This window comes from Pseudogracilibacillus amylolyticus (SeqCode) (assembly GCF_051918545.1).
Classification (GTDB): domain Bacteria; phylum Bacillota; class Bacilli; order Bacillales; family Amphibacillaceae; genus Pseudogracilibacillus.
Map to the genome: position 1 here is coordinate 1 of NZ_JBPPZG010000046.1, position 21,931 is coordinate 21,931.

Annotated in this window: 20 protein-coding genes and 1 pseudogene; 11 read left to right on the forward strand and 10 right to left on the reverse strand. The window is 35.7% G+C overall.

Annotation, left to right across the window (positions count from 1 at the left end; all coding sequences use genetic code 11):
- The 5 genes from ACPYKA_RS07300 to thrB form a co-directional block, all read left to right on the forward strand.
- A partial coding sequence (locus tag ACPYKA_RS07300) for an EamA family transporter (RefSeq protein ID WP_479541690.1) occupies nt 1–215 on the forward strand: 215 nt, incomplete at its 5' end.
- A 29-nt stretch (nt 216–244) separates the two neighbouring features.
- Entirely contained in the window at nt 245–697 is a 453-nt protein-coding gene (locus ACPYKA_RS07305) for a YaiI/YqxD family protein (RefSeq protein WP_479541691.1), read from the forward strand.
- Nucleotides 698–842: 145 nt separating this feature from the next.
- Nucleotides 843–2,135 carry a homoserine dehydrogenase gene (locus tag ACPYKA_RS07310; RefSeq protein ID WP_479541692.1) on the forward strand — a complete coding sequence of 431 codons (1,293 nt, stop codon included), beginning with the start codon at nt 843–845 and terminating at the stop codon, nt 2,133–2,135.
- A gap of 4 nt (nt 2,136–2,139) precedes the next feature.
- On the forward strand, nt 2,140–3,204 hold the full coding sequence (thrC, locus tag ACPYKA_RS07315) for a threonine synthase (protein WP_479541693.1): 1,065 nt from the start codon (nt 2,140–2,142) through the stop codon (nt 3,202–3,204).
- 1 nt (nt 3,205) lies between these two features.
- Complete coding sequence (gene thrB, locus ACPYKA_RS07320) at nt 3,206–4,102, forward strand: homoserine kinase (RefSeq protein WP_479541694.1); 897 nt, start codon at nt 3,206–3,208, stop codon at nt 4,100–4,102.
- A gap of 534 nt (nt 4,103–4,636) precedes the next feature.
- On the opposite strand, the gene ACPYKA_RS07325 is transcribed toward thrB, so the two are convergent.
- The 6 genes from ACPYKA_RS07325 to metA form a co-directional block, all read right to left on the reverse strand.
- Nucleotides 4,637–5,431, reverse strand: a complete 795-nt coding sequence (locus tag ACPYKA_RS07325; RefSeq protein ID WP_479541695.1) for an ABC transporter ATP-binding protein — start codon at nt 5,429–5,431, stop codon at nt 4,637–4,639.
- Nucleotides 5,424–6,410 carry an ABC transporter permease gene (locus tag ACPYKA_RS07330; RefSeq protein WP_479541696.1) on the reverse strand — a complete coding sequence of 329 codons (987 nt, stop codon included), beginning with the start codon at nt 6,408–6,410 and terminating at the stop codon, nt 5,424–5,426. The genes ACPYKA_RS07325 and ACPYKA_RS07330 overlap by 8 nt, the downstream gene beginning before the upstream one ends.
- 151 nt (nt 6,411–6,561) lie before the next feature.
- A complete protein-coding gene (locus ACPYKA_RS07335; RefSeq protein WP_479541697.1) occupies nt 6,562–7,599 on the reverse strand; it encodes an ABC transporter substrate-binding protein in 1,038 nt (345 codons plus the stop codon).
- A 466-nt stretch (nt 7,600–8,065) separates the two neighbouring features.
- Nucleotides 8,066–8,518, reverse strand: coding sequence for a MarR family winged helix-turn-helix transcriptional regulator (locus ACPYKA_RS07340; protein ID WP_479541698.1), 453 nt, complete (start codon nt 8,516–8,518; stop codon nt 8,066–8,068).
- Between the two features lie 113 nt (nt 8,519–8,631).
- On the reverse strand, nt 8,632–9,066 hold the full coding sequence (locus tag ACPYKA_RS07345; protein WP_479541699.1) for a ferritin-like domain-containing protein: 435 nt from the start codon (nt 9,064–9,066) through the stop codon (nt 8,632–8,634).
- Nucleotides 9,067–9,215: 149 nt separating this feature from the next.
- On the reverse strand, nt 9,216–10,124 hold the full coding sequence (gene metA / locus ACPYKA_RS07350) for a homoserine O-acetyltransferase MetA (RefSeq protein ID WP_479541700.1): 909 nt from the start codon (nt 10,122–10,124) through the stop codon (nt 9,216–9,218).
- Nucleotides 10,125–10,317: 193 nt separating this feature from the next.
- Here metA and ACPYKA_RS07355 point away from each other — a divergent pair, with 193 nt between their 5' ends.
- The 4 genes from ACPYKA_RS07355 (at nt 10,318) to lipA (ending at nt 15,820) form a co-directional block, all read left to right on the forward strand.
- Nucleotides 10,318–10,893 (forward strand): TetR/AcrR family transcriptional regulator, encoded by a 576-nt coding sequence (locus ACPYKA_RS07355; protein WP_479541701.1) that lies wholly within the window; start codon nt 10,318–10,320, stop codon nt 10,891–10,893.
- Between the two features lie 68 nt (nt 10,894–10,961).
- Entirely contained in the window at nt 10,962–13,598 is a 2,637-nt protein-coding gene (locus ACPYKA_RS07360; RefSeq protein ID WP_479541702.1) for a YhgE/Pip family protein, read from the forward strand.
- 411 nt (nt 13,599–14,009) lie between these two features.
- Nucleotides 14,010–14,855, forward strand: coding sequence for a lipoate--protein ligase family protein (locus ACPYKA_RS07365; RefSeq protein ID WP_479541703.1), 846 nt, complete (start codon nt 14,010–14,012; stop codon nt 14,853–14,855).
- Nucleotides 14,852–15,820, forward strand: coding sequence for a lipoyl synthase (gene lipA / locus ACPYKA_RS07370; RefSeq protein ID WP_479541704.1), 969 nt, complete (start codon nt 14,852–14,854; stop codon nt 15,818–15,820). The genes ACPYKA_RS07365 and lipA overlap by 4 nt, the downstream gene beginning before the upstream one ends.
- Nucleotides 15,821–16,196: 376 nt before the next feature.
- On the opposite strand, the gene ACPYKA_RS07375 is transcribed toward lipA, so the two are convergent.
- On the reverse strand, nt 16,197–17,438 hold the full coding sequence (locus ACPYKA_RS07375; protein WP_479541705.1) for a serpin family protein: 1,242 nt from the start codon (nt 17,436–17,438) through the stop codon (nt 16,197–16,199).
- The gene (locus ACPYKA_RS07380; protein WP_479541706.1) at nt 17,425–18,690 is read right to left on the reverse strand and encodes a serpin family protein; all 1,266 of its coding nucleotides are present in this window, start codon (nt 18,688–18,690) and stop codon (nt 17,425–17,427) included. Before ACPYKA_RS07380 ends, ACPYKA_RS07375 begins: the two co-directional genes overlap by 14 nt.
- A gap of 97 nt (nt 18,691–18,787) precedes the next feature.
- On the opposite strand from ACPYKA_RS07380, the gene ACPYKA_RS07385 reads away from it, so the two are divergent.
- On the forward strand, nt 18,788–19,309 hold the full coding sequence (locus ACPYKA_RS07385; RefSeq protein ID WP_479541707.1) for a PH domain-containing protein: 522 nt from the start codon (nt 18,788–18,790) through the stop codon (nt 19,307–19,309).
- Complete coding sequence (locus tag ACPYKA_RS07390) at nt 19,302–20,795, forward strand: PH domain-containing protein (protein WP_479541708.1); 1,494 nt, start codon at nt 19,302–19,304, stop codon at nt 20,793–20,795. Before ACPYKA_RS07385 ends, ACPYKA_RS07390 begins: the two co-directional genes overlap by 8 nt.
- Nucleotides 20,796–21,111: 316 nt before the next feature.
- Here ACPYKA_RS07390 and ACPYKA_RS07395 read toward each other — a convergent pair.
- Both ACPYKA_RS07395 and ACPYKA_RS07400 read right to left on the reverse strand, forming a co-directional pair.
- A pseudogene (locus ACPYKA_RS07395) lies at nt 21,112–21,327 on the reverse strand (YciI family protein); the annotation flags it as partial.
- Between the two features lie 220 nt (nt 21,328–21,547).
- Nucleotides 21,548–21,931, reverse strand: a 384-nt coding sequence (locus ACPYKA_RS07400) for an RpnC/YadD family protein (RefSeq protein WP_479541709.1), incomplete at its 5' end; no start/stop codon positions are given.

Genomic DNA, 21,931 nt, shown 5'->3' on the forward strand with positions numbered 1-21,931 from the left:
CTTGGGCAATTGCTTTATCTTTAGGAAATGTAAGTCAATTATCAAGTTTGCTTTATTTGGAAGCACCAATTGCTATTATCATCGCCTGGATTTGGTTAAAGGAACTTCCAAGTATTTTATCCATGATTGGAGGACTTATAGCAATTTCTAGTGTTGCAATTGTCAATATTATTGGCAAAAAGAAAAGGAAAACTAAAACAGAGATTAGTGCATAACTGTTTTTTTATAGGAAAGGTTTGATTGTATGAAAATTTACGTAGATGCAGATGCATCTCCCGTTCAAGAGGAAGTAATAGAAATTACATCCAAATTCAATTTACAAGTAGTAATGGTAAAAAGTTTTTCTCATTTTTCCCACGACAAGCATGCTTCTCATGTCGAAATCATCTATGTCGATAAAGGAGCAGATGTTGCTGACTTTGAAATCATTAAGCGTGCTAAAAGTGGTGATATTGTTATCACTCAAGATTATGGGCTCGCCTCTCTCTGTTTAGGCAAAGGATGTTTTGTTCTTCATCATAAAGGCTTTCAATACACAAACAAAAACATAGACAGACTTTTATCTTCCAGGCATGCAAGCGCTGCGGCTAGAAGAGGTGGTCAACGGACAAAAGGCCCGAAGCCATACACAAACGAAGATCGGGAAAAGTTTAAACAACTTTTATTTCAATTAATTAAAGAAACTAGTTTTTTATAATGGCACGTAATTATGGCTATTTTCACTAAATTGAAAATCTATACAAAACATTTTAAAAAAGTGGTATAATTGGTAGTGTTATAAATAAATCGATACGGGTAGTTATTTGTCGAATTATTTTGTAAAGGAAAAATGAGGTGACGTTTTGGGGAAAGAGATATCAATTGGATTATTAGGATTAGGTGTAGTTGGTTCTGGGGTAATTAAAATTGTTGAAGATCATCAGGAAGAACTAATGCACCAACTCGGTCGTGGGGTGAAAGTAGAAAAGGTGCTCGTTCGAAACATAGAAAAAGCACGTCAAATTGAACTTGACCATAGCTTACTTACAACGGATAGCGCAGAAGTTCTTGCCAATCCTAATATAGATGTAGTAGTAGAGGTTATGGGCGGAGTTGAAGAAGCCCGTGAATATATTTTAGAAGCATTAAATGCAAAAAAGCATGTTGTTACCGCGAATAAAGATTTAATTGCTTTATACGGTCCAGAGCTAGAAGAAACTGCCCGTCAAAATGGTTGTGACTTGTTTTATGAAGCAAGTGTCGGCGGCGGAATTCCATTATTACGTCCTTTAACCGATGGGCTTGTATCAGATCGAATTCAGCAAGTAATGGGGATTGTAAATGGTACAACTAACTATATTTTAACGAAAATGGATCAAGAAGGACAAAGCTATGAAGATGCCCTTCAAAAAGCACAAGAGCTTGGTTTTGCAGAAGCTGATCCAACCGCAGATGTCGATGGTCTGGATGCAGCAAGAAAAATGGTAATTTTAGCTCGGCTTTCTTTCTTTACAAGTGTAGAACTTGAAGATGTAGAGGTCGAAGGTATTTCCAAACTCTCCCTAGCAGATATTGAGTATGGGAAGAAATTAGATTTAACAATGAAATTGATCGGGTTTGCAAACCGCCATGACAATCAAATTGAAGTAAGTGTTCAACCGACATTTTTATCGAAAAACCATCCACTCGCTGCAGTAAATGATGAATATAATGCTGTTTATGTTAACGGTGAAGCGGTTGGAGAAACAATGTTCTACGGCCCAGGTGCAGGAAGTCTTCCGACAGCGACTGCGGTCATGTCTGATGTTGTGGAAGCTATTAAAAATATGCTTTTAGGTGTTAACGGGAAAAAATTTGTTATACCGCGTTTCAAAAAGGAACTAACACCTGCGGATAAACGTTTTAGTCAGTTTTACTTGCGCTTGCATGTTAAAGATGAAATCGGTGCTTTCGCTTCTATTTCTGATCTATTTAATCGATTAGGAATTAGTTTCGAACGTATTTTGCAAACTCCTGCTTCAAAAGGCTTCGCCGAAATTGTCGTAGTGACACATAAAACATCATTAGAAAACTTCCAAAAAGCAATGGACAAATTAGATCAATTACAAGTAATCGATACGGTGGAAAGTTATTTCCGTGTTGAAGGAGATGCATAATACAATGAACTGGCAAGGACTTATCAAAGAATACGCAGCGTTTTTACCGGTAACAGAAGAAACTCCTGCACTAACTTTACATGAAGGCAATACTCCCCTTATTCACTTCCCACATATTTCAAAGGAACTCGGGATTGAATTATACGGAAAATATGAAGGATTAAACCCGACTGGTTCGTTTAAAGACCGCGGTATGGTGATGGCGGTAGCAAAGGCAAAAGAAGCTGGAAGTAAGTCAGTTATTTGTGCTTCTACCGGAAATACATCTGCTGCGGCGGCGGCATATGCTGCCAAAGCTGGAATGAAAGCTGTTGTCGTCATTCCTGAAGGAAAAGTTGCGATGGGAAAACTTGCACAAGCAGTTATGTATGGTGCTGAAATTGTACAAATCGCTGGTAATTTTGATGATGCTTTAACAATGGTACAACATATTAGCGAACAGTACCCTGTAACACTTGTAAACTCTGTGAATCCTTATCGTCTAGAGGGTCAGAAAACGGCTGCCTTTGAAATCATTGATCAGCTTGGCGGAGTAGCACCTGATATTCTTGCGATTCCAGTTGGAAATGCCGGCAATATTAGTGCATATTGGAAAGGTTTTAAGGAATATCACGAACAAAAGCAGACTTCTTTGCCGAAAATTTATGGATTTGAAGCAGAAGGTGCTGCAGCGATTACGAAAGATGAAGCAATTAAAGCTCCTGAGACAGTTGCAACGGCTATTCGGATCGGTAATCCAGCTAGTTGGCATCTGGCCACTGCTGCAAGAGATGAATCAGGTGGAATAATTACCTCTGTTTCTGATGAAGAAATTTTAGAAGCATTTAAAACATTACCTGCTAAAGAAGGTATTTTTGCCGAACCTGGTTCCTGTGCTTCCATTGCTGGAGTATTTCAACAAGTTAAAGCGGGTACGATTGCCCCAGATAGCAAAGTTGTCGCAGTTTTAACTGGTAACGGATTAAAAGACCCACAAACTGCAATCGATCAAATTACAATTGACCCTGTTTCTCTTCCTAACGATGAAGTTGCAGTAACAGATTATATTAAAAAAACGGTAGGTAACTAGTATGTTTACAATATCAGTTCCTGCTAGCTCTGCAAATATTGGACCTGGTTTCGATTCTGCAGGCGTTGCAGTAAGTCGTTATTTAACATTACAAGTACGAGAAGCGGATGAGTGGCAGTTTATCCACACAACATCACTCATCCCCACTGTTCGCAAATTTGAAGATCATTTTATTTATAAAGTGGCAAAACAAGTTGCAGACTGGCATGACTGCACTCTCTCCCCTGCCGAAGTCACGATGGAAAGTGAAATCCCGCTCGCACGCGGTTTAGGAAGTAGTGCATCTGCTATTGTCGCCGGGATTGAACTGGCAAATCAACTATGTAACTTAAATTTATCAGAACGGGAAAAATTGGATTATGCAGTAAAAATTGAAGGACATCCAGATAATGTTGCAGCTTGTTTACTCGGTGGATTTGTCGTCACTGTCAAAATGGGCGAGGAAGCAACTTATAAAAAACTACCGGCCATTGATACAGATTTAGTTGTCTACATTCCAAACTTTGAATTGAAAACGGAAGATGCTAGGAAAGTTCTTCCTGAAAACTTTGGAATGAAAGATGCGGCAACAGCTAGTGGTGTTAGTAATTTAATGATCTCTGCTTTGTTAACAGGAGATTATGAATTAGCTGGCAAAATGATGGAGAGCGATTTATTCCATGAAAGCTACCGAGCAAAACTTATTCCAAATTATTTTGACATCCGTTCGAATGCAAGGAGTTTAGGAGCTTTCGGAACAGTAATTAGCGGGGCGGGCCCTACGATGATCTCATTTGTACCAAATGGGAAAGGCGAAGAGATTGCAGCAGAAATGCAACGCTTATTGCCCGACTATGAGGTCGAATCCCTCAAACTTGATGAAAATGGTTTGCAGGTAAAAGTGAATATTAATAATTAAAATGCTCGAGTCGAAACGGACCCGAGCATTTTTTATCCCAAAACTTCTATTTTATTAAGATCATTTAACCAGCTAATTCACAATTTAACCACGGGGATTTCGATTTAAGCACGCAATACAGGAAATAAACACGGGGGAACACGTTGTCCAGCCGATTTGAGATTTAACCACGAAGTTCGCAATTTATCCACGAGAAAAGCGAAATACACACGGAAGAACGCGTTATCCAGCTAATTCGGGATTTAACCACGAAGATCACCTTTTATCCACGAGAAAAGTAAAATAACCACGGGAGAACACGTTGTCCAGCCAATTCGAGATTTAACCACGGAGATTAACCTTTTATCCACGAGAAAAGTGAAATAACCACGGGAGGACGCGTTGTCCAGACGATTTGAGATTTAACCAGGAAGATCACCTTTTATCCACGCAAAAAGTGAAATAACCACAAGGATTGTCCACAGAGCATTGAAATAATCTCAAATAAAAAACTGCCCTCAAGTCAATCTCGACTTAAGGACAGCTTAATTGTAATTATCCTAATACAGCTTGATCGCTAGCTAATTGTCTACCGCGAATGCGCTGGAATTCTTCTAATAAATTTTCTATAGTTAGTTTTGACTTTTCTTCCCCACGTACATCAAAGATGATTTGGCCGGCATCCATCATTATTAACCGGTCTCCCATATCAAGTGCCTGTTGCATATTATGCGTTACCATCAATGTTGTGAGATTAAATTTTTCAACAATTTCTGAAGTTAGATCAGTAATTAATTCTGCTCTTGCAGGGTCAAGTGCAGCTGTATGCTCATCAAGTAGCAATATGCTTGGTTCTGTAAATGTTGCCATTAATAGAGAAAGTGCTTGCCTTTCTCCCCCTGATAGAAGTCCAACTTTTGCATTAAGCCTGCTTTCAAGACCGAGATTTAACGTTTTTAAATACTCTCTAAACATTTCGCGACGTTTATTTGTAACACCTAACCGCAATTTACGTTGTTTATTACGCGCATATGCAATCGCTAAGTTTTCTTCAATTGTCATGGAAGGAGCTGTTCCTGCCATTGGATCTTGGAATACACGACCGATAAATTGGGAACGTTTAAATTCTGGTAAATAGTCGACACGATTTCCGTCAATAGAAATATTACCAACATCAGATATTAAATTTCCGGAAATTATGTTCATTAAAGTCGATTTCCCAGCACCGTTTCCGCCGATGACTGTAACAAATTCACCCTTTTGAAGCTTTAAATTAATATTTTGCAATGCTCTTTTTTCATCAGGGGTTCCCTCATTAAACGTAATCGATATATGTTCTAATTTAAGCATTCTTAATATCCTCCATCGGAAGTGCTGCTCGTTTTTTAAGTCGACGCTGTTTCTCCCTTTGTGCCTGTAAAATTTTCGGTGCAACAAGAGCTACAATAACAAGAAGTGATGTAATTAATTTCATATCACCCGTATCTAAAAATTCGACTCGTAACGCTAATGTAACTACAATTCGGTACACGACAGCACCTAAAATTACTGCTAACGTTGCTCTGGCAATTGTTTTTGTCCCAAACAATGCTTCTCCAATAATTACAGAAGCAAGCCCAATTACAATTAAACCAATCCCCATCCCAACATCAGCAAAACCGCCATGTTGTGCGATGAGCGCCCCAGAGAAAGCTACTAGCCCGTTAGAAATCCCTACACCAACAATTATTAACGTATCTGTGTTTGCTGAAAAACTCCGAATCATACGTTGGTTGTCCCCTGTGGCCCGTAATGCTAGACCAACTTCTGTTTTTAAGAAGTAATCGACAATAATTTTAATAGCGATAATAACTAAAATCATGAAAATTACAATTCCCCATGTCGCAGGAAAACGTTCTAGTCCTAGGGCAGAAAGAAGATTGTTTAATACCCCATCAATACCAGTTTTCTCCCATATAGAAACTAACTGAGTTTTCAATGTGGAATCGTTTAAAAGGGATAATGTTGGTTGTCCCATAATACGTAAATTAATCGAATAAAGCGCAATCATCATTAATATCCCCGATAGTAGGGCATTGATTTTCCCTTTCGTATGAAGAATCCCGGTAATACATCCGGCAATAAATCCAGCCAATGCTCCCAAAATAGTTCCTAATATTGGTGGCAACCCATTCATAATTGAAATGGCAGCAACCGCAGCCCCTGTAACAAAACTTCCATCAACAGTTAAATCGGGAAAATCTAGTACTCTAAAAGTCAAATAAACGCCAAGTGCCATAATAGCATAAATAGCTCCCGATTCTACTGCGCCAAATAAAGATAAAAACATGTCATCCCCCCATTACGAAAAACTTATTTATCTATGTTATATTTACTGACTTTATGTTAATTCTCTACATAAATGTAAAGAAGGAAGCAGTGATTATCACCGCTTCCTATATATTGTACTAAAGTTTTCACAATTTAGAAAGGTTTATTTTTTATTCAGTTTCAATAAATTCAGCATCGTCCCAATCTTCATTCCATTCAATTCCTTGTGCTTCTGCTGCTTCTTTATTGATATATAGCTGAATCTCTGGTGGATATTCTACATCAATTTCACCTGCTGTTTTTTCGCCTGTTAAAATCTCTGCCGCCATTTCACCAGTTCTATACCCAATTGTAAAATAGTCAATTCCAAATGTGGCAAAACCACCTTTTGCGAGTGAATCAGGCTCTCCTACTACTAATGGAATCTGCTGCTCATGTGCAACACCTACAACTGTATCTAAAGCGGATACCACTGTATTATCTGTAATGATGTAGAGTACATCAACATCCCCTGCTAAAGATTGTGCTGCCTGTTGAACCTCTGAAGAGTTTGCTACTGTTCTTTCAGCAAACGTAAGGCTAGTTCCTTCGCCAGCAGCTTGAACAGCTGCAATCTGTGTTACTGAGTTTTGTTCTCCGGCATTATAAAGTAATCCGACTTCGGAGTCTGGGAAATACTGATCGATAAATTCTACTGTTTTGGCGATTCCATCTGGATGTAAATCTACTACACCAGTAATATTATCGCCCGGCTTATCCATCGCTTCTACTAACCCAGCATCAACTGCATCGGTTACAGAAGTAAATAAAATAGGAATATCTTTCGTTGCATTTAATGCACCTAATGCACTCGGTGTTGAGTTAGCAAAAATTAAGTCTACATCTTCTGAAACAAAGTTATCCGAGATTGTTTTTACGTTATTTTGATCGTTTTGTGCATTTTGATAATTAAACTCTACGTCTAATCCAGCATCTTCAAGTGCTGCTTGGAAACCCTCGTATGCAGCGTCGAGTGATGGGTGTTCTACTATTTGTGTCGCACCAATTTTATATGTGTCCCCACTCTCCGTTGCTTCTTCTTCATTAGCTTTCTCTGAGTCTGTTTCTTCTTCTGGCTCCGAACTAGCTCCTCCATCTCCGCCGCCACAAGCTGCGAGGACAAGGATACTAATTACAGCAATTAACAATAATTGTAGCCATTTTTTCATGAACAGTTTTCCCCCTTCTAATTTCAGTTTAGTTACCTTATTATATCTACTAGTCTAGTTCTATGCAAGATTTTTAGTAATATTCTAAAAACACATTACTATAGTAAAGCAGCAAATAATCTGCATTTTCATAAAATGGATCATAGAAAAGTATTGGGAATTTTTAGTATAGATTTTAAAAAAAGGGTTCAAGTTCCCTGGTTTGGTTCTAGAGCTAGACACAGATACTTTCCATCAAGTAATTTATCCACAGCCATACTAAAATATAATTTCAATAATAAATAAGGTCGGGTATCGTTTCGAAAACGTTACTCGACCTGTCCTCATTATTTTGGTCTTATTAACATCATTATCTTGCAGCTTTTGCATAATCATTTCCAGCTAAACTGATACCCTTTATCGTAACCAAAATTATTCACTATATTTAATTCAAATAGTACGAACATGAGATAATAATGTGAAAAGATTATATAGAATCTGCAAAAATACCGATTTTCTTTAATAATTCAATCGCTTGTTCTTTTTCTTTTTTTGATAAACTAGAAAATATCATCGCCATTGCTTTTTTATGCTGGGGGAAAATTTCCTCCATTAATTTTTCTCCTTTTTCTGTTAAACGTCCATAAATAACACGACGATCATTAGGGCATGCGATTCTTTCTAAATAGCCTTTTTCCTCTAATTTATCAACAACATACGTAATACTACTACTTGCCAGTAATACTTTTTTTCCAATCAGTTGGATTGGTTGTTCTCCTTTATGGTACAAAAATTCCATGACGCCAAATTCTGTTAAATTTAGTTGGTAGCTCTTTATGTCTTTTACTACCTGTTTTTTCACAGATTCTATTGCTCTACTTAGTACAACAAATAATTTCAATGAAAGTTCCTCATCATTTTTTTCAGTTATGTCACTCATACCATTTTCCCCTTCACATTTATCTCTAATTCGTATTAATTATATTTGAGGCTTTTTCACATGTCAACAAAGTAGAAATGACGACAATAATTTGCCGTCATTTATAATTATTATTAACTTATTCTTGGATCAGAGAGAAGTCTTTCCACTTCCTCTTTATGTCTTGTTTCATCAGCAATCATATCCTCTAACTGCACAACCAATTCCGTTAAACCAAGTTCTTCAGCTTGCTTCTTTCTAGTTTCATATCTTTCAATTGTTTCCGACTCCGCTTGATGAACCGCTTCAAGCAAATCCTTTACCTCAGTCGGTTGTGGAACTTCAGCAGCTTTTGTTGTCGGTGTCCCACCTAATGCGATAATCTTTTCCGACAAATACATAGCGTGTCCGAGTTCATCCGTAATTTCTTCTTCAAAAAATGGTTTTAACGCAGAACGATATAATCCTGATACAGCTGAAGCGCTGTATGAATACTGAATCGCTGCCCCATATTCATGTGCTAGATCCGTGTTTAACCCGTCAATTAATTTCTCTTTTTCATTACCCATTTTACTCAACCCCTTGTTTAAATTTTTACTACATCATATCATTCCCTAAATTATGAAATTCAAACAAGATACTAATAATAGAGGCTTCGTTAAAATGTTCCTTATCAAATTAAATAAGTATATTATGTATCTCAAGTTTCATCATGTATTTATTCCCATTGAAAAGGTGTTTCTTGATACACATAATAATTTAACCAATTAGAAAACAATAAATGCGTATGGGAACGCCAAGTATTTAATGGTGTTTTATTTGCATCATTATTTGGAAAATAATTCTCCGGCATATGAATATCTAAGCCCTTAGCTAAATCACGTTCATATTCATCCCGAAGCGTTGTTGCATCATATTCCAAATGTCCTGTTACCATAATGTGTTTATCATCTTTTGATTTTAATAAAAAGATCCCCGCATCATCGGAAACAGCTAATATTTGCAAATCGGGATGATTTTTTATTTCTTCTGTAGCCACTTCCGTATATCTAGAGTGTGGTGCATGAAAGACATCTTCAAAACCACGAACTAATTTTACCGTCGGATCAAGAACAGTATGTGTAAATATGCCGGAACATTTTTTTGGCAGTTCATATTTATCTATCCCGTAATGATAGTATAGTGCTGCTTGTGCACCCCAACAAATATGAAATACTGACGTGACATTCGTTTTTGTCCATTCCATTATTTCTACCAGTTCATCCCAATAGTTTACATCTTCAAACTGAAAATGTTCAATTGGAGCCCCAGTAATAATCATTCCATCAAAACGACGGTCCTTCACATCATAAAAAGTTGAATAAAATGTATCTAAATGAGATTTACTCACATTTTTAGATACGTGTGTAGCCGTATGTAAAAATGTAATATTTACCTGTAGCGGCGTATTTCCAAGTAATCGTAATAATTGTAATTCCGTTTTTTCTTTTTCTGGCATTAAATTTAAAATAGCTATATTTAGTGGACGAATATCTTGCGTTCTAGCACGATCTTCATCCATCACAAAAATTTTCTCCTCTTTTAACAACTTTCGTGCAGGTAAACCTTCTGGAATATTTATTGGCACCGTTCTCTCTCCCTTCCTTATTTAATATTATAACGCTTCAAGTTATAAATACCACCAAAAAATTATTAGAATTCACGTCTTTTTCGTTGCTGTTCCCACTTGCAACTAAAAATAATATGTGATAATCTAATAACATGTTCCATGTGACCGTTTCGTTCATTTGGTCAATACTTGTTAATAGCGGAGGGTAAATATGGCAATCGACCGAAGACAAGAAATATTAGATGCAGCTACAAAGTCTTTCTCTTTGTTCGGCTATAAAGCAACAACAATGGATCAAGTTGCAAAACTAGCTAATGTTGGAAAAGGTACTATTTACACTTTTTTCAAAAATAAAGAAGAATTATTCGATGAAATTATTACAAAATTAATTTCAGATATGGAAAAAGCGGCATTAAACGCGATTGATGAAGATAAATCGTTTCGAGGAAATGTACATCAAGCACTATACAAAATGTTAGAATTTCGTCTTGAACATCAATTAACGATTAAACTTTATCAAGAAGAACGCGATATTGGTACCCCAATTGTACACGAAGTCTTACAAAAGCTAGAACAATCAATTCTATTGTTTATCCAGGAAAAAATTGAGCGGGCAATTAAAAAAGGTGAAATTAAGCAATGCGATCCCGAAATTACCGCATTTATTTTACTCAAATTATATGTCGCACTCATTTTTGATTGGGAAAAAAATCGGAAGCCACTTGAGAAAGCAGAGATTGCAAATTTATTTGAGCTTTATATTTTTCATGGATTATCTAACAAGTAGGTAGTCCATCATTTTTACACTGTTTTGACCAATTGGTTAAAGCGGTCAATAGTTTTTAGGAGGTAGTTATGTTTAAATCTTTATTTAGTAAAGAATCATTAGCCATTTTTAAAGACAAAAAATTAATGATAGCAATTACGGCAGTTATTTTTGTACCAATCCTTTATGCTGGTATGTTTTTATGGGCATTTTGGGATCCATATGATCATTTAGAAGATGTTCCGGTTGCCATTGTAAATGAAGATAATGGATATGAGTTTGAAGGAGAGTATTTAACGCTTGGGGACGAACTGGTCGATAATTTAAAAGAAGAAGATGCATTTGACTTTCATTTTGTTGACAAAGAAGCCGGATACCAAGGGTTAAGAGATCAAGACTATTATATTTTAATAGAAATCCCTGAAAATTTTTCACAACGTTCAACTACATTAATGGATGATTCACCAGAAAAATTAGAATTACTTTATGTTCCAAATGAGAGTTTTAACTTTCTCGCTTCACAAATTGGAGAAACCGCCATGCTCCAGATTGAAATGGCGTTAGAAGAGAAAATTACCGAAACGTATGCGGAAACCATTTTCGATAAAATTACTGAAGTTGCAGACGGTTTGGAAGATGCTAGTGATGCAACTAAGGAATTACATGATGGTGCTGGTGAGTTAAAAGATGGCTCGGAAAAATTAAAAGACAATTTAAAAACACTTGCTGAAAAGTCAATTGAATTTACCGAAGGAATCGAAACTGCTCAAACAGGTACAGGTGACTTAGTTAACGGAGCTACCACATTGTCTGAAGGAATCGCCGAATTATACGATAACAGTAATAAATTAAAGAATGCTTCTCAAGATCTACAATCTGGAGCAAATAAATTAGCAGATGGCATTTCTGTTGCTGATGGTGGAGTAAAAGAAATGCAAGGAAAAGTTCCACAGCTTATTACTGGTACAAAACAAGTAAAAGATGGATTAGATACATTTTATGAAGAACTACCAAAAGCAATGGCCGGACAGATTGATAAAAAACTAGAAAAAGGTTCAGAATCCATATTGGATGGAACGAATCAATTACGAACTGGCATTGTAAATGGGTTAGAAAAAAAATTAGCCCCAGAACTTTCTACAGGATTAACTGATGGCTTATCGCAAGGTCTAGCAGCGGGAATTGTTAATGAAGCAAATTTATTTATTAGTGCCGCCCCCGGACCAGTTTCCAATACGATTGCAAAAGAAGTAACAGCTCATTTAAAAGAAAAAGAGTCTGAGAAAAAGAACGAACTTCTTCAAATTTTACGAAACGCAGAAGTTCCGGAAGAGACTCTTCAAGAAGTAGAAAATAAATTAGATGAATTTGCACCAGACTATAATAAAATTGAACAAATGATCGACGGCAAATTAACAGCTGTTCTAGAAGATGCCTTAAAAGACGTGAAAATAACGGAAGACCAACAAAAGCAATTAGAAACTATGATCAAAACACAGATTAAAGACGGGATTGAAAATGGTGTAAATGATGCCGTAAATCAAACTGTCGTTAGTGTAAATGCTGGTTTTGATGAATATGAGCAAGCAGTTACTAATGGATTAAAAGACGCAACAAATGGTCTGGAAGCACAAATCAAACAGGCACTAAATGAACCTATTGGTGAATTACAAGGTGGACTTTCACAAATTAATGACGGACAGTCTTTATTATATGGTGGGATAAATCAACTTGCTGATGGTACAAATCAATTAAAAGACGGTTCTAATCAATTAATAAGCGGACAAAATAACTATGTAAATAATATGTACAAATTTACAAATAGTTTTTCTAAAGCGAATGACGGTTCAATTGAACTAGCAAAAGGTGCAAGCAAGCTCTATAGTGGCATGTTTGAATTAAAAGATGGTTCCATACAACTTAGTGATGGTGCACACCAACTATCTGATGGATCAAATGATTTATATGATGGAATGATTTCGTTAGTTGATGGAACGAGTGAATTCAATGAAAAAATGCATGAAGCAGCAGATGAAGCCGGGGATGTACATGCATCAGAAGACACACATAATATGATGGCTAACCCGGTGCAAGTAGAGAATGAAAAAATAAATGAAGTGCCGAATTATGGAACTGGATTTACTCCATACTTTTTATCCCTTGGACTATTTGTAGGAGCACTATTGTTATCTATCGTTTACCCATTAAGAGAACCTTCCGTTGTTCCATCAAGCGGTTTTAGCTGGTTTCTAAGAAAGTTTCTTGGGTTATTCACAATAGGTATACTACAAGCACTTATCGCATGTGGTATCTTGTTAATCGGGTTAAAAGTTGAAGTTCAAAGCATACCGTTGTTTATCCTTTTTGCGATTTTAACGAGTTTAGTATTTATAACATTAATCCAGTTTCTCGTTACATGCTTTGATGATCCAGGTCGTTTTATGGCCATCATCATTCTCATCTTACAGTTAACAACAAGTGCTGGAACGTTCCCATTAGAATTAATTCCAAAGGCATTACAACCAATAAGTGCCCTACTTCCAATGACGTATACTGTTGCCGGATTTAAAGCAGTTGTTTCAAGCGGTGATTTTGGGGTCATGTGGCAAAATGCAGGTATATTACTTCTCTATACTATTGTGTTCATGTTATTAACATTATCCTATTTTATCGTCATGCATAAACGTAAATTTGCGACATTAACTGAATCGGAAACAGCTTCATAAACTTAAAAAGTGACCTTTCATCAGGTCACTTTTTTTGTTACAAAAGTTCCCAATGATTGTCGAATTTTTTATTCACAACTCTATACAGAGATCTGGGGATATCATATTAAACTATTATTAGATCAATGCTTTCACCTGTACATAGTTTTTGTGGATAAATCTGTGGATTATGTGGATAAGGTGGATAACTAATTTAAATATATCCACAAACATTGATTGTACTTGGATTTTGTAAAACGATCTCGTTCTTAATATCTAACACTTCTAACAATTAAAATTATATAATGAGCAATAAGTAATTTTAATTAGTTATAATCATCGTGAGTTATAAAGTATACTTTCTCTTTATTTCTTGTTATGATACATACAAGATTACATCTAGTGAAACACTATGAATTTGAGGTGAATTACTTGCAGGAAACATGGGCATTTTTAGACAGTGGGCATCATGATGCGGCAACGAATATGGCTATTGATGAAGCATTACTTCAGTGGCATAGTGAAGATAAAATACCTCCAACGCTCAGGTTCTATGGTTGGAAAAAACCAAGTCTTACTATAGGACATTTCCAAAATGTTAATAAAAGCATCGAGTTTTCGGGTATTGAAAAACACGGCTGCGATTTTGTTCGACGTTTAACAGGAGGAAGTGCTGTCTTACATGATGATGAATTAACATACAGTATTGTTGTGAGTGAGCGTCATCCAAAAATTCCTCACTCCGTCAATAAAGCTTATTATATTTTGTCACAAGGATTGCTCGAGGGCTATCGCTCTTTAGGAATTGAAGCTGATTTTGCTATACCTGAACGAGAGTTGTTCAAAGATCGTTCTGCTGTTTGTTTCGAACAACCGGCAATATACGAAATGATCGTTGACGGCAAAAAAATTTCAGGAAATGCACAAACACGAAAAAATGGTGTATTGCTACAACATGGCTCTATCCCAATGAGCTTCGATTCGGAGATGCTGTTTGATTTATTTAAATTTTCATCTGAAAGGCTTCGAGAGCGTCAACGTAACTCATTTATTAAAAAGGCAATTAGTATCAATGATATAACTGGAAAAAAACATACATATGCGATGTTAAAAGACGCATTTTTAAAAGGTTTTACCAAAAGTTTACATATACAAGTTGAACCAATGAAACTGACAAACGAAGACTGGCAATACATTCATTTCTTAGCGGAGAAAAAATATAAAACGGATGAGTGGAATCTAGAAAGAAGAAAAAAAGCAGGGAGTGTTTCATCATGACTCAGAAGCAAGAGTATTTACGTAAACCCGATTGGTTAAAAATTAAAATAAATACGAGTGACTCCTATAAAGGTTTAAAGAAATTAATGCGGGAAAAAAAATTAAATACTGTTTGTGAAGAAGCGAGATGCCCAAATTTGCATGAATGCTGGAGTGAAAGGAAAACTGCTACATTCATGATTTTAGGAGATACATGTACGAGAGGCTGTCGTTTCTGCGCAGTAAAAACAGGACTTCCAAACGAGCTTGACTGGGGTGAGCCTGAACGCGTTGCTGACTCTGTAAAAATTATGGGGCTAAAACATGTCGTGATCACAGCCGTTGCCCGCGATGATTTAAAAGACGGTGGAGCTGCTGTATTTGCTGAAACGGTTCGACAAGTACGTAAAAAGAACCCAGGCACAACAATTGAAATTTTACCTTCCGATATGAAAGGTGATTATGAGAGTTTACATGAGTTAATGTCATCTGAACCAGATATCTTTAACCATAATATTGAAACGGTGCGCCGCTTAACAAAACGTGTACGTGCCATCGCAAAATATGACCGATCACTAGAACTTTTACAACGAGTGAAAAACATTGCTCCAAATACACCGACAAAATCAAGTATGATGGTTGGTCTTGGCGAAACAAAAGAAGAAATTTTAGAAGCAATGGATGATCTGCTTGCACATGATGTCGATATTTTAACGATTGGTCAATATTTACAACCAACGAAAAAGCACTTAAATGTGGAAAGATATTATCATCCAGATGAATTTAAAGAACTTGAAGAGATCGCACTTAAAAAAGGCTTCAAACATTGTAAATCAGGACCACTCGTTCGTTCATCTTACCATGCAGATGAACAAGTGACCGCTGCAGCTGCACAGCGCAGAATCCAGTACATGAAGGGTTATGAAGAATCGGAAAATAAAGAAGTAGACTTTTCATTAGTTGATATGTTGCGATCTGATTCATAAGAAATTATAAGGCTGTTGAAACTTCAACAGCTTTTTTTCAGCAGATAGGAAAGTATAAAACTTTCTTGTCTCTCTCACTGGCTAAAAGCTCGGGCGTCCTGGGACTGCGCTTACTCGTCCCATCAAAGGGCATTTGCACTTTTGTTCGTCCCACCGTAAAGATTTATCTCAGGCGTAAGTCACTAGCACGTCAATCACTCGTAAATGCAAGAATGGCTTACGATCCCCTTCTCATATGTTTCACCTTGAATAAGCACGCGAGAATGTTAATTTTTAATAAAATGGCCGTAAAGATTCCGTTATGTGACCGAGGCAACATAGTTTTTAATAATAAAGGTGCGTTTAAAACAGGTTTACCTACTTAGACAGTTTTTTCTTACTCCTGCTCCGGCCTTGATATCAAGCCGATAAATAAATTTACGTTTGACTCTTCCAAATTAATCGTAAATAAAAATGGTCGATTTACATCCATATAAAAGTCGTCTCCAATAATGGCAGAGGTTGTTCGCATTTCCACCGAAGTCGCTCCAGCGGCTTCTGAACCTTCCTCATTAACATTAATAAATGTTTTTTGTTTCACTTTATGAATCCATAATGGAGCGTCTTCTTCGATCATCTGCGAAAAATCTGCTTCGTTTTTATCAAAAGCTAAAATTATTCCTAACTGTTGTAAAGCCTCATTTAAAATTGTTTCATATTCAATTTGAAACTTAGGAAGCTTTATAATGCCGTTTGTTTCTTTAAATTGTGTTTGCAATTCTTCCCACCTTTCGGGAGTCATTTCTTTGGCGACTTCATCCAACGAAACATCTTCATTAGGGAGAATGACTTGCATGTTCATTTCTCCTTTTCCATAAGGAAGTTTTATTGCTTGAAAAGATTCATTTTCTACATATTCCAGTTCTTCTTCCAATATCATAAAAGGTACATCCATTTCACTTTCAGGCGAAAAAAATGTTGATTCCATTGTGTTCTCTTCATCGAATTCATATGCCCATTTCCCATTAAAATATAATGCGTTTATTAACAAAGTAACCATATCCGAATGTAAGGGAGCCTCAATAATTTCTTCAATCTTCCCATTAGTAGAATCATTTACCCAGTTATTAATTTGCTCAACTGAAGCATTATCCAAGACATTAATTTCAGAAGTTTCTGCATCGAAATAATCGATTGCTTTTTTCTTAAACGCTTCCGTAAAATGATATTCTTCATTTAACCAAATTGAATTTGCAATAGAAAGTTCGACTCCTTCTGAATCTTTTATTAACATATCCACAAGTGCTATATTCGCTTTATTAATTTCATCCACAGCTAAACCATCAAGCTCCAAAGCTTCTTCCATTTCTTTTTTTGTCTCGCCATCCGCACCATTATAAGCGATTAATAGCGCCATGAGAGCACTGGTCGGTGAGACAAAAATATTACCATTTTCATCGGGGTTAACTTTACTTAGCAACGAAAATCCTAATGTATTATTCGGTTCAATAAGCTGTTCATAATCTTCTAATTTGACGGAAGCAGCCTGATCATCTGACTTTTCTAACTCTTTTTCTTTTCCACAACCACTTACTAACAAAAGAATTAACAAACAAATAAATAACTTAGCTTGCCTCAAGATGATCCTCCCTCTTTTCTGGATTTGTGATAATTCCCATAAACAATATAGCATCTGTATGGTCATCAGTAATAGTAATAAAGAATGGTCGATTTACTTCCATATAAAATGTATCTTCCACGATGGAAGATTCCCTTACAACAGAAATCACTGTAACTGCTGCGGCCTCTGTTCCTTCTTCATCCACATCAATATAAGTCTTTTGTTTCACTTCATCAATCCACAATTGTTCTTTTTCTTTAAACATATGGCGAAAGTCAGCTTCTTTACCATCGAAAGCTTTTTCCATTCCTAGATGAATTAACGGTTCATTTAAAGTGACTTCATATTCAATTTGAAATTTGGGAAGCTCAATGATGCCACTTTTCGCCTGAAATTCTGCACTCCATTTCCTCCAGTTATCCACAGTGAGATTTTTAATAAAGGCATCTATGCTTGAGTTTTCACGTGGGAGAAAAATAGTCATGCTCATTTCGTCCTTTCCATACGGAAGTTTAACTGCTTGGAATGAGGAATTTTCCATATAGGCAAGCTTTTCATCTAACACCATCATCGGCACTTTTATTTCTTTTTCATCTGTATAAAATGCAGCTGTTTCCGTTCTGTCTACATCAAACTTATGTTTCCATTTCCCTTTAAAATATAACGCATTTATTAACAATACCACTAAATCAGGGTCTAAAGGAGCTTCTACAATTTCTTCTATTTTATCTTTTGTGGATTCACTTACCCAATTATTAATCTTATCCACAGAAGCATCATCCAGTACATCTATTTGAGAGATTTCAGCCTTATAAAAGTCTTTTGTTTTGTTTACAAACTCCTCTTGTAAAGTAAACTCTTGATTAACCCAGATTGAATTGGCAATGGAAAGTTCTATTCCTTCCGAGTCTCTCTCCAAGCTATCTAAAAGTGAAGCCACATCTCGATTCAACTCATCAACTGATATTTCGTTTAATCCAAGAGCTTCAGCTATTTCATCTTTCGTATCTCCCTTCGCCCCATTATACGCCATTAATATTGCTATCAATGCACTTGTTGGTGAAATGAAAACATTATTCTGATCGTTTGGCTTTATTTCTTCAATTAAGGAAAAACCTAATTCATTATTCGACCAAATTATCGATTCATATGCATTCGAGTTATACACACCTTTTGCTTCACCCGAGTTATCCACATTTGTTAATGAAGCCCAACCGGCAACTAGAGTAATAACATAAATTAATAGAAAAAAGAATGCTCGTTTACTCATAACGTAATTCCCCCACTAAATTTTATATATAATAATGTATTATGTTACTATAATGTTAATGTTCTTATATTTTACTTTAGAAAGGTCGTAGCGATTCATGCAGTTTCCAGAACCAAGTGAAAAAATTTCATCAAAAGCGATTACCGTTTGGCGCATAAGAGATAGTATTTCAGCACTTATTCAATTAATCATACTTTCTATCCTATTTTTTGCATACTATTATTTTAATTGGTATAGCTGGATAAGTGTCATTTTATTTATCATTATTGGTTATATTATTTTAAATACGATTTATAAATTAACAATCTACCCAATTTATTTACAACGGACATGGCGATATGAGATCGATAAAGATCATATTCAGATTAAACACGGATACTTCCATCAATACCATGCTATCATCCCAATGACTCGTGTAGAATATGTAAATACGAATCAAGGACCGCTCCTTAGAAAATTCGGTTTGTCATCAATTACGATTGGAACGATTGCTTCTTCTCACGATATTCCTGCGCTACCTGTGGATAAAGCAAAAGAGCTCCGTAACAGAATTGTTTATTTAGCACAAATTGATGACTCCTTAAAAAACAGTTTAGAAATGGACGATGCAAATGAATGAACAGCAATTGATGCAAAAAAGGCAACATCCTTTATGGATACTCTACCAAATTGGTGTATCGGTAAAAGAAGTAATCGTCCCCGTACTTATATTTTTTGTTTTTAATATCCGTAATGAAGCACTTTGGGTTAAATTAGGGTCTATTGCACTTATACTATATATTATTTTTCGGATTGTTACTATTTTATTCCAATGGAAGAATCATACATACTTATTTACAGATAAAAATGTCGAGGTCACAGAAGGTAGATTTGTTTCCAATAAAAGATATATTGCATTAAATAGAATTCAGAGCCATCAACAGCAAACGTCCGTTTTTCATCGTCTAGTTGGTCTCACCTCTTTATCCCTTATTACTGGAACAAGTTCGGATAATGCGGTGATAAAATTTGAAATGATTTCGAATAAAGAAGCAGAGCGAATTAAACGGATTATCCAAGTGAAAAAACTAAACACTCCAGAAGACGATAATGAACGAAACGAAAAAGTAGCAAAGGATCAACAAAAACTTCATTATAAAATTTCTTTCAGAGAAATTTTTCTAATTGCTCTAACTTCTATTTATGTAATTGGAATTTTTCCGGTCCTTTTATCCATTTATTTAAAAATCGACGAATTATTCAAATTGGACACTGTTGCTTTACAAGTTTTCTCTTTTTTAACAGATTCATGGATGTTGATCACGATAACATTACTATTTCTTATTATTTTATCCATTGGTTCAGGCGTTATCATTACTTATTTACGTTTCGGTAATTATCAAGTTTCTTCCGATCATAAGCAAATCTATATTTCACGTGGTATTTTTAATAAAACCTTTTACACGATTCCTAGAGAAAAAGTTAACGGTCTCTTAATTGAAAAATCTATCCCAAGAAGGTTCTTTAACGTTGTAAAAGTGAAAGTCGTTAGTTTAGGAGATCTATTTGATGAAAGTGAAATGGAAACAGATACCATATTCCCTTTTATCGGTGAAAGTAAACTTAAGGAGCTACTCCCAGAAATTTTACCATCATTTAAGTTGCTGGAAAAAATGAACCCTTTACCAAAGCAGGCGCTTTTTGTTAATTTAATTCAACCGAGCTATTTGTTAGTCATTGTCACGTTTTTTATCTTTTTCTTTTGGCCTGAATTTTGGTTTGTTCCCGTTATTTATGCATTCTCGCTCATTTTTTACCGGATTGCTAAAACCTATCTGGCAAAATATGCACAAACTGAAAAATGGATTCAACTTCAAACAGGCGTGTTAGTAACAGAAACTTTTCTTACAAAACGGGAAAAAGTAGATGAACTGGAAGTAAATCAATCGTGGATAGAACAACAATTAAGACTTGCTACAATTAGTATAACTTCCAGAGCAAAACCAATCCATGTCTCCACCTTGGAACACTTACCTGTTGAAACAGCGATGGAATACTACTTTTGGTTTAAACAAGAAGCAAGTGAAAATAATCATGTTAATGACAGTAACCAAGCGGAAATGTAAATTCGCTTGTTTTGTTTCTTTAAATAAGAGTGCTTTAAAGTCTTTCAATAATTTGCTGTTCTTTTTTAATTATCCCTAATGTGAATAATGTGGTTATAAATTAATAACATAGTGTAAATGAAAGCTTGCGAATCTAAGTAGTGTGCGGACTGTATAAACTCACACATACGAGCATATTTGGGTTTACTGACAATATCCGAGGTGTGTTAATTCCGGGATTACTTATCCTGTTTGAAAAATGAGCATATTCAGTTATTAAAACAAAAAAATAATATTTTGGAAACATGTTAAAAGGTGATTGGATTTCAGTCACCTTTTAATTTTTATTGCTAAACATTCCTAACAATGGTTCCCAAGGATGTACTTGATACGTTAATTTTTTGTCAAGGACCGCTGGATCATTCTTTGCAATCATTTCTACTTCTGCTAAACTATCTGTTTCAGTTATGACTAATCCACCAGTATGAGTATGATCAGTATATTGACCAGCAGTGATTAACTTATCTTTCAACTTCTCTATTAAATAATCACGATGGGCTTCGAGTTCTTGTTACCGATGAGGCTTCCCTTCTATCCAAGCCTCACCTTTAAAATATAAGCTGACGACTTTCAATGAATATTTTCCCCCTTGTAAGTTTTCCGGATTAGTAGGACGCCTTTTTAACTTAAAACATACTCGTCCCAAGATTTTGGTAAAAGCTTTTTGTAACCACTTTCATTGTTATCTTTAAAAATTTCGTGGACACCCCACGTTATTTAGTTAATTCATCCTTTATTCGCTCTATTTCATCCTTTGACAAACCTGTAACAGCGATTATTTGTTCCTCGTTCATATTAAGTTGCAACATTCTTTTTGCAACTTCTTTTTTTCCTTTTATTTCTCCCTCTTGTATTCCCTTTTCTATACCTTTAATTTCTCCTTCTTTTCTCAACTGGTCTGCGACTGACATAAAAATTTCCCTCCCTTTATCCGTAAGTCTTTTTGCAACTTCCTCTTTTGGTAAATCATCACGTGCATTCATTATATATTTAATAATTGTATTAAAAAATGCAATTTCCAGTAAGTTTTCTTCCACATCATTTGATGCACTTTCCAACACTACAATTAAATGTTCTACGTCTTTGACAAAAATATG